The sequence below is a fragment of the Streptomyces sp. NPDC107517 genome (assembly GCF_055582645.1).
Genome location: NZ_JBVJPM010000021.1, coordinates 127,480 through 135,079, shown reverse-complemented (window position 1 = coordinate 135,079; position 7,600 = coordinate 127,480). Strand labels below are relative to the sequence as shown.

At 67.9% G+C, this 7,600-nt stretch carries 7 protein-coding genes; 4 read left to right on the top strand and 3 right to left on the bottom strand.

The window, feature by feature from the left end:
* Positions 1-94 precede the first annotated feature (94 nt).
* Both ACZ67T_RS35080 and ACZ67T_RS35075 read right to left on the bottom strand, forming a co-directional pair.
* Positions 95-1,051, bottom strand: coding sequence for a redoxin family protein (locus ACZ67T_RS35080; RefSeq protein ID WP_469989564.1), 957 nt, complete (start codon positions 1,049-1,051; stop codon positions 95-97).
* 20 nt (positions 1,052-1,071) lie between these two features.
* A complete protein-coding gene (locus tag ACZ67T_RS35075) occupies positions 1,072-1,350 on the bottom strand; it encodes a transposase (protein WP_469989562.1) in 279 nt (92 codons plus the stop codon).
* A 219-nt stretch (positions 1,351-1,569) separates the two neighbouring features.
* On the opposite strand from ACZ67T_RS35075, the gene ACZ67T_RS35070 reads away from it, so the two are divergent.
* On the top strand, positions 1,570-2,067 hold the full coding sequence (locus ACZ67T_RS35070; RefSeq protein WP_469989561.1) for an SRPBCC family protein: 498 nt from the start codon (positions 1,570-1,572) through the stop codon (positions 2,065-2,067).
* Positions 2,064-2,579, top strand: coding sequence for a DinB family protein (locus ACZ67T_RS35065; protein WP_469989574.1), 516 nt, complete (start codon positions 2,064-2,066; stop codon positions 2,577-2,579). The genes ACZ67T_RS35070 and ACZ67T_RS35065 overlap by 4 nt, the downstream gene beginning before the upstream one ends.
* A 68-nt stretch (positions 2,580-2,647) precedes the next feature.
* Here ACZ67T_RS35065 and ACZ67T_RS35060 read toward each other — a convergent pair whose 3' ends face one another.
* A complete protein-coding gene (locus tag ACZ67T_RS35060) occupies positions 2,648-3,232 on the bottom strand; it encodes a dienelactone hydrolase family protein (RefSeq protein WP_469989559.1) in 585 nt (194 codons plus the stop codon).
* Positions 3,233-3,742: 510 nt separating this feature from the next.
* Here ACZ67T_RS35060 and ACZ67T_RS35055 point away from each other — a divergent pair.
* The gene (locus ACZ67T_RS35055) at positions 3,743-4,183 is read left to right on the top strand and encodes an Lrp/AsnC family transcriptional regulator (RefSeq protein ID WP_469989558.1); all 441 of its coding nucleotides are present in this window, start codon (positions 3,743-3,745) and stop codon (positions 4,181-4,183) included.
* Positions 4,184-4,485: 302 nt separating this feature from the next.
* Positions 4,486-7,443 (top strand): aminotransferase, encoded by a 2,958-nt coding sequence (locus tag ACZ67T_RS35050; RefSeq protein ID WP_469989556.1) that lies wholly within the window; start codon positions 4,486-4,488, stop codon positions 7,441-7,443.
* Positions 7,444-7,600 lie beyond the last annotated feature (157 nt).

The window sequence follows — 7,600 nt, the reverse complement described above, 5'->3', positions numbered from 1 at the left end:
GCGGCAGGAACGCGGTGGACCAGAACGCCCAGGACCGCTCGGGGCGTTCGGCTGAGCATGGGCTCTGGCAACAGGACTCACTCCCGCTCAGTCTTTAGGAACGGTTGTCCCTCAGCCAGGTCAGGACCTGGTCGGCGTGCCCGTCCGGGGGGAAGATCGGATAGAAGACGTGCTCGACCACGCCGTCGCGGATGATCAGAGTCAGGCGTTTGTAGAGCGTCAGCCCGCTGGTCTCGAACGTGGGCAGGCCGAGTTCCTGCGCCAGGCTCCGTGCAGGGTCGGAGAGCATCTGGAACGGCAGGTGGAGCCGCTCGACGACCTCACGCTGGTAGTCGGTCTCCTGGCTGGAGAGGCCGAACACGCCGTCCGCGCCGGCGGCGAGAAGATCCTGGTAGTGATCGCGGAAGCCGCATGCCTCGGGGGTGCAGCCACGCGCCCCAGGAATCGAGTCCCAGCCGTCGGGCAGGTCGACGCCCGGGCGTCCGGTGAGCGGGTAGATGTAGATCACCGTGCGGCCCGCGCCGAGCGCGTCGAGGCGCACGGCCGTGCCGCCGGTGCCCTGGAGTTCCAGGTGCGGCGCCTTCGTGCCCAGCAGATGAGTAGCCGCGCCGTCGTCCTCAGGGACGGGCAGGTCGGCGGGCACGCTCGTGTAATCAGTCATCAGGTCCTCTCCTTCGCTGGCCGGTGAGACGCGACTGCCACGCTGGGCGGCCTGTTGCAGGTGCGCGACCAGTACCGCCCGACGGGTGGTGAGCCCCTCGATCCGCTGGGTGAGCTCGTCGATCGCGTCCCGGTAACCAGCCAGCGAGGCCGGACAGTCGTCGGCGTGTCGATGACCGGCCGTGAGGCACTCCAGGAATGGGCGGGTGCGCTCCACGGGAATCCCGAGACTGCTGAGCGCCCGGATCTCTTGCGCGAGTCGTACGTCGTGCTCGTTGTAGTCCCGGTAGCCGTTGGCCAGCCGCCCGGGCGTGAGCAAGCCCAGCGATTCGTAGTAGCGCACCGCTTTCGTTGTCACGCCCGCCCGGCGGGCCAGCTCACTGATCTGCATGCCTCTCACCTCGAAGAACGCTAAGCCTTGCCCTTGAGGGTAAGGTCAAGTCGGGGCGAGGATGTTCGACTGGCCGGGCCCTGGGTCTGTGTCGACGAGTGTGGGAGCCGTGGGCAAGAAGACGACGGCCGGGACGGCTCTAGGGTGCTGATCGAAGCCACTCGTTGATGGCTGCGCCACCGTATCCCGTCGATCAGTTGCCGACGCGTCCACGTCCGCGGCCTGCCGGCGCTCTTCCCCGCTGGCAGCAACGGCTCCAGGCGAGCCCATTGCCGGTCCGTCAGATCCCCTTGCGCCACACCATGATCGTCGCAATTCAAGATCCACTTTTGCGACAGACGCAAGTGCCGTGACCAGGAAGGTTCACCGGGGCGGCAGGCCAGTCCTTCCCGGAACCGGCTTGGTGGGAGTCCGTGTAGGGCGGCTCTCGTACGTTGTCGGCCAGGCGTTGTCGTACCCCGGGTGTAGCGTCCAGGCCGGGGTCAAGTTCATGCTCTGCGGTTGACGGAGGAGCGGGGATGACAAGTGCGACGGGCGAGGTCGTGGTGGAGGTGTGTCGGCGTATCGGCGCCCCAGCGGGGGACATCTTCCAGATCCTGGCCGACCCCGGACGCCACCCAGACCTCGACGGCTCGGGGATGCTGCGCGGTGGCGTCTCAGACGCCGTGGTCTCGGGCGGCGGAGACATCTTCGTGCTGCGCATGTATCACGAGCGCCTCGGCGACTACGAGATGAACAACCATGTCGTCGAGTACGAGCCGGACCGCCGCATCGCCTGGGAGCCGCAGCCCGGTCGCGGGCACCCGGACGCCTTGGTGCCCGGCGCCGTGTGGGGCCACCGGTGGATTTTCGATCTGCTCCCAGACGGGGCCTGTGCGACGACCGTGACCGAGATCTTCGAAGGTTCACGCATGTCGGAGGACAAACGCGCGGAAGTGGACAGCGGGCGCGCCTGGTGGCAGACCCAAATGGCGAGCACTCTGGATCGCCTCGCCGAGCTGTGCGCAGCCCGGTGAACGCCGAACTCGGTGCCCTCAAGGGCGCCCTGGGCCGCCAGCGCGAGCACGTCCTCGGGATCCTCGAAGGGCTCTCGGAGGAGGATCTACGGCGGCCGGTGCTGCCCAGCGGCTGGAGTGGCCTGGCCTTGGTGCGTCACCTCACCCTGGATGTCGAAGCCTTCTGGTTCCCTGGCGTGGTCGCGGGCGAGCCGGATGTGGCCGGACAGCTCACGGCAGGTGCGCAGACGCACTGGTACGTACCCGAGGGGATGAGCGCCGAGGAGGTCTTCGCCGACTATCGGGCGGCCATCGCGCGCGCGGACGCCGTGCTCGCCGCCGCCGCGCCCGAACAGGAGCCCGCTGTCTGGCCCGTGGAGATATGGCCGACCTGGCGGCTGCCTGACGTGCGGCACATCCTGATCCACGTGCTGACCGAAGTCGCCTGCCACAGCGGCCACTTGGACGCGATGCGGGAACTGATCGACGGCACCACCTGGCTCGGCGGCACCCCCTACTCCGGCCAGCTGTGACTCAAGGGCTGTCTCGTAACTGATTCTTGGGTCCATGCGAGTGGATCGGGTCGCACGGCTCGTCTGTCTCAGCCGGACAGCTCACGCTTTCGCCGGGACAGCCCCAGGAAGCGGATAGTCGAGTTCCATGCCTGGTGGCTGTACTCGGCGGAGTAGTGGGGACTGCCGGGGTCGCAGAAGCCATGGCTGCATGGATAGATCTCTGTCGCCACATCTGCTTGAGCCGCCAGACGTTCGGCTACTGCCGGCGCCGAGAAGCTCGGCTCCTGCTCGGCGAAGACTACGAGGCACGGGGCCGTCGGCTGGACATCCAGGTGGTCACGGATCCGAGACCCGTAGATGCACACGGCCTTGTCCACCGCACCGGTTCCGGAAGCGATCCAGGCGCTGGTGGCTCCGACGCTGAACCCGACGCAGAGCACTCTCCGATAGCGCTCGCGCAGGCCTTCGGTGAACTGTGTGAGCGCCTCGCTCATCCTCGTCACACCAGAAGCTCGCATGAACTCGCTGTATGCCCTGGACTCCTCCTCCCGGGGATACACAGCGCCCGACGGCAGGAAGTTCGGCGTGAAGACATCACACTGGTACGACTCAAGCGCCCTGGCGATACTGGCGATGTGGTCGTTGACACCGTAGATCTCATGGGCGATCACTGCGGCCGTGTCGTGCGGAGGGGTGCCCAGTGGTTGGTCTGTCATGACGGGAGAGTAGTCAAGATCGAGAACCGGGTAGTTACCCCCGGCTCCACAACCTCGACCTCACCCGCTGACCACCGGCCCACCTGGCAGATACCACCCCGGAAGATCTATTACGGGGGAGCCCATTAGCGGCAGAGTCCGCTGTCTCACCCGTGCCGGTACACCCATCCGCGGCCGTGAGGACGTGACCGGACTGGCAGAGATCGCCGGCGACTGTCACGCGACTCCAGAGGCGGGACGTTGAGCAAGTTCTGGGACTGCACGGTCAGGCTTTCCGTCTGTCGGTGACGCGAGTGGATCCCGTCCATGCCTCGGATTCGACTCGGGGCGAGCCGGTGAGGGCGGGGTGCGCACTAGCTCACGCTCGATTCCGCCGTGGATACTGTTGATTCTCGCGTTGAGATCGGCCATGGTGATGGAAACGAGTGCATGATGCGCCGTTCATGCAGAGGAGGGAGCTTCTTCATGGATGACACCGACCGCGCGATCCTGCGGGAGCTGCAGATCGACGGCCGTATCCCCTACGCCGAGCTGGGGCCGAAGGTGGGGCTTTCCCCCTCGGCCGCGCGGCTCCGGCTGCAGCGGCTGATCGACGCCAAAGTGGTGCAGGTCGTCGGGGTGACCGACCCGATGACCATGAACCAGCAGACGATGGCGCTCCTGGGGCTGCGGGTCGGAGGCGACTCCCGGGCCGTGGCGGACGAGCTCTCCCGGCACGACGAGGTTGTCTACAGTGTCCTCACCTCGGGCCGCTTCGACCTGTTTGTCGAGGTCGTGTGCAGTAAGCCGCGCGATCTTCTGGACTTCATCAACGACGTCGTACGGACCGTCGACGGGGTCGCGTCCGTGGAGAGCTTCCCGTACTTCGGCATTCACACCCACCGGTTCATGTGGGAGGTCGATTAGACGGTCCGGCGGATCATGCCGCGGTCGCGGGTCCGCTACTCCCTCTCGTCGCTCTCGGCTTCACCCGAGAAGTGCGCCCCATTCGAGAGATCGTCGGTGCCGACGCTCCGCAATACCTGCCGGCTGCGCCTCGCAGTTCGACGCAGACGCAGACGCAGACGCAGACGCAGACGCAGACGTACCCGTTCACCTGAACGGAAAGACGCCCACCACCCCAGGCGTGGACTGATCTGCCGGACAGGCCCAAGCAGCACTCGGACACCCGCCTACTTCACGCTTCGCCCAGCCAGCCGAGGACCTCCATGCCGCTCGACGAGCACCGCACCATCGACTTCTTCACCCAAGGTGCGCTCCCCGCACCACAGGTGACGCCTGCTCAGGCCGAGCGCATAGCCGGTCAGCTGCTCGGAGCAACCGTTCGCGCGCAGGAGCTGGGGAGTCAGCAGGACGCCAACTTCCTGCTGCGCGACGGTGACGGGACGCCCTTGGCGGTGCTGAAGGTTGCCAATCCGGCCTTCGGTCCGGCGGAGATCGACGCTCAAGACACGGCCGCCGACCTGATCGCCGCGGCCCACCCGGAACTTCGCATCGCCACCGTGCTGCGCCACCCTGACGGGTCTGCTCTCTGCCGGACAGTGGACACGGAGAGCGGGCCGGCGATCGCGCGGCTGCTGCGATACCTGCCCGGCGGCGCGCTTTCCGGCCCGCGACACCTGTCGCCGAGCACGGTAGCGGTCATGGGCACGATCACCGGAAAGGTCTCCGCAGCCCTGCGCGACTTCCGGCACCCGGGCCTTGACCGCGTACTGCAGTGGGACCTGCGCCACGCCCATCGAGTTGTCACCGAACTCGACGAGTACATCGGCGAGTTGGACCGCCGCACAGCAGTCCGCGCCGCCACCGCCGACGCCTGGGAGCAGGTCGAGCAGCACGCCGACGGGTTGCCGCTGCAGGCCGTCCACCTCGACCTCACCGACGACAACCTGATACGCACTCCGGGCAGCCACGTGCCCGTGCCTGACGGTGTCATTGACTTCGGTGACCTGACCACGAGTTGGGCGGTCAGCGAACTCGCCGTATCGCTCTCCTCGATGCTGCACCACGACGGAGTCGAGCCCCACCAGGTGCTGCCCGCCGTCCGCGCTTTCCACGCCGAGCGTCCGCTGTCCGGACAGGAGGCGGAGGTGCTGTGGCCGCTCGTGGTCCTGCGCGCCGCCGGCCTGGTTGCCAGCGGGCGCCAACAGGCTGCTGTCGACGAGGACAACACCTATGCCACGTCCGCACTCGAACGTGAATGGCGCATCTTCGAGCAGGCCACCAGCCTGCCCCTGTCAGTGATGACGCACCTGGTCAAGGATGCCGTCGGCCAGGCCGACGCACCGGCAGCGACGGATGTGCCGTCGCACCTGCTGCTGCGCGGCCTCGCTGCCGACGACATCACCGTCCTGGACCTGTCCACCGGCGCCGACGCAATGGACCGCGGCGCCTGGTGCGAAGCCGGCGCCGAAGGCCGGCTGGCAGCGCAGGCGCTGGCGGAGGGAGCCGCTGCGGCAGTCACCCGGTACGGACAGGCCCGCCTCACCCAGGCGCCATCCCTGTCAGCCCTTTCCCCTGCCACGATGCCCACCGGCATCGACCTGTGGCTCGACCGGCCCGTCTCGGCGCAGGCCCCAGCCGTGGGAACGGTCCTCGCGGCGCAACCGGGCCGACTGGAGATCACGTACGGCCAGCAGGTACTGACCCTGGCCTTCCCCGACACGGTTCACTCACTGATCACCACCGGCACGGAGGTCGAGGCGGGCGAGGACCTGGCCCACTTCACGTCTGGCACCACGCTCCACATCACGATCCACAACCCCGACAGTCCCACCGTCCCCCGCCTGGTGCGACCCGAGTACGCCGCCGGTTGGCTTCCGCTCACGGCAGATCCCGCCCCGCTCCTCGGCCTCTCGGCCACCAACCCCACCTCCCCCACGGACCTGTTGGAGCGGCGAGAGGCGGTGTTCGCGACCGTACAAGGGCACTACTACGCCGCCCCGCCCCGCATCGAGCGCGGCTGGCGCCACCACCTGCTCTCCACCGACGGCCGCTCCTACCTCGACATCGTCAACAACGTCACCCCGCTCGGCCACGCCCACCCGCGCATCGAGCAGGCCGTCGCGCGGCAGCTGCGGCGCCTGAACACCAACTCACGGTTCCACTACGCCTCGGTGGTGGAGTTCACCGAACGCCTCGCTGCACTGCTGCCCGACCCCCTGGACACGGTGTTCCTCGTCAACTCCGGTTCCGAAGCGGTGGATCTCGGCATCCGGCTCGCCATCGGCGCCTCCGGTCAGAGCGACGTCGTCGCGCTGCGCGAGGCCTACCACGGCTGGACGTACGCCTCCGACGCGGTCTCCACATCCCTGCAGGACAACCCCAACGCCCTCGCCACCCGGCCCAGTTGGGTGCACACCGTGGACTCGCCCAATTCCTATCGAGGCCGGCACCGCGGGCCGGACGCCGCCCGCTACGCCCCCGAGGCCGTCGCCATCATCGACGAACTGGTCTCATCCGGACGCCCGCCAGGAGCCTTCCTCAGCGAGACCTTCTACGGCAACGCCGGGGGAGTATCGCTGCCCGACGGCTACCTCGCCCAGGTGTACGCGGCGATCCACCGTCACGGCGGCCTGACCGTCGCCGACGAGGTCCAGGTCGGCTACGGCCGCCTGGGCCACTGGTTCTGGGGCTTCGAGCAGCAGCAAGTGGTCCCCGACATCGTCTGCGTCGCCAAGGCCATGGGCAACGGCCACCCGCTCGGCGCGGTCATCACTTCCAAGGCAGTCGCCGAGCAGTACCGCGAGCAGGGCTACTTCTTCTCCTCCACGGGCGGCAGCCCGGTCTCCAGCACTGTAGGCCTCACCGTCCTGGACACTCTGCGCGACGAAGACCTCCAGGGCAATGCGGTACGGGTCGGCCATCACCTCAAGCACCGCCTGGAGGCGCTGGCCGACCGCTACGACATCATCGGCGCCGTGCACGGCTCGGGCCTCTACCTCGGCCTCGAACTCGTCCGCGACCGCCACACCCTGCAGCCCGCCACGGAAGAGACCGCGGAACTGTGCGACCGCATGCTCGACCTCGGCGTGATCGTCCAGCCCACAGGCGACCACCTCAACATCCTGAAGATCAAACCACCGCTGTGCATCGACACCACCGCAGCCGACTTCTACGCCGACATGCTCGACCGGGCCCTCGACCAACTCGGATACGCCCCCTGACGTCGCACACCCGCAGGCCGCGGTCCAGCTGCGTACGCGGAGCCGTCCCCGCCGCCGCACGCCGACGACCGCAGGCGATCACGCGACTCCTACGGCAGGCGTTCTCTCCGCCACGACACCCAGTTGCCCGCGCTTCACCGAAAAGCTGCGCCGTCGA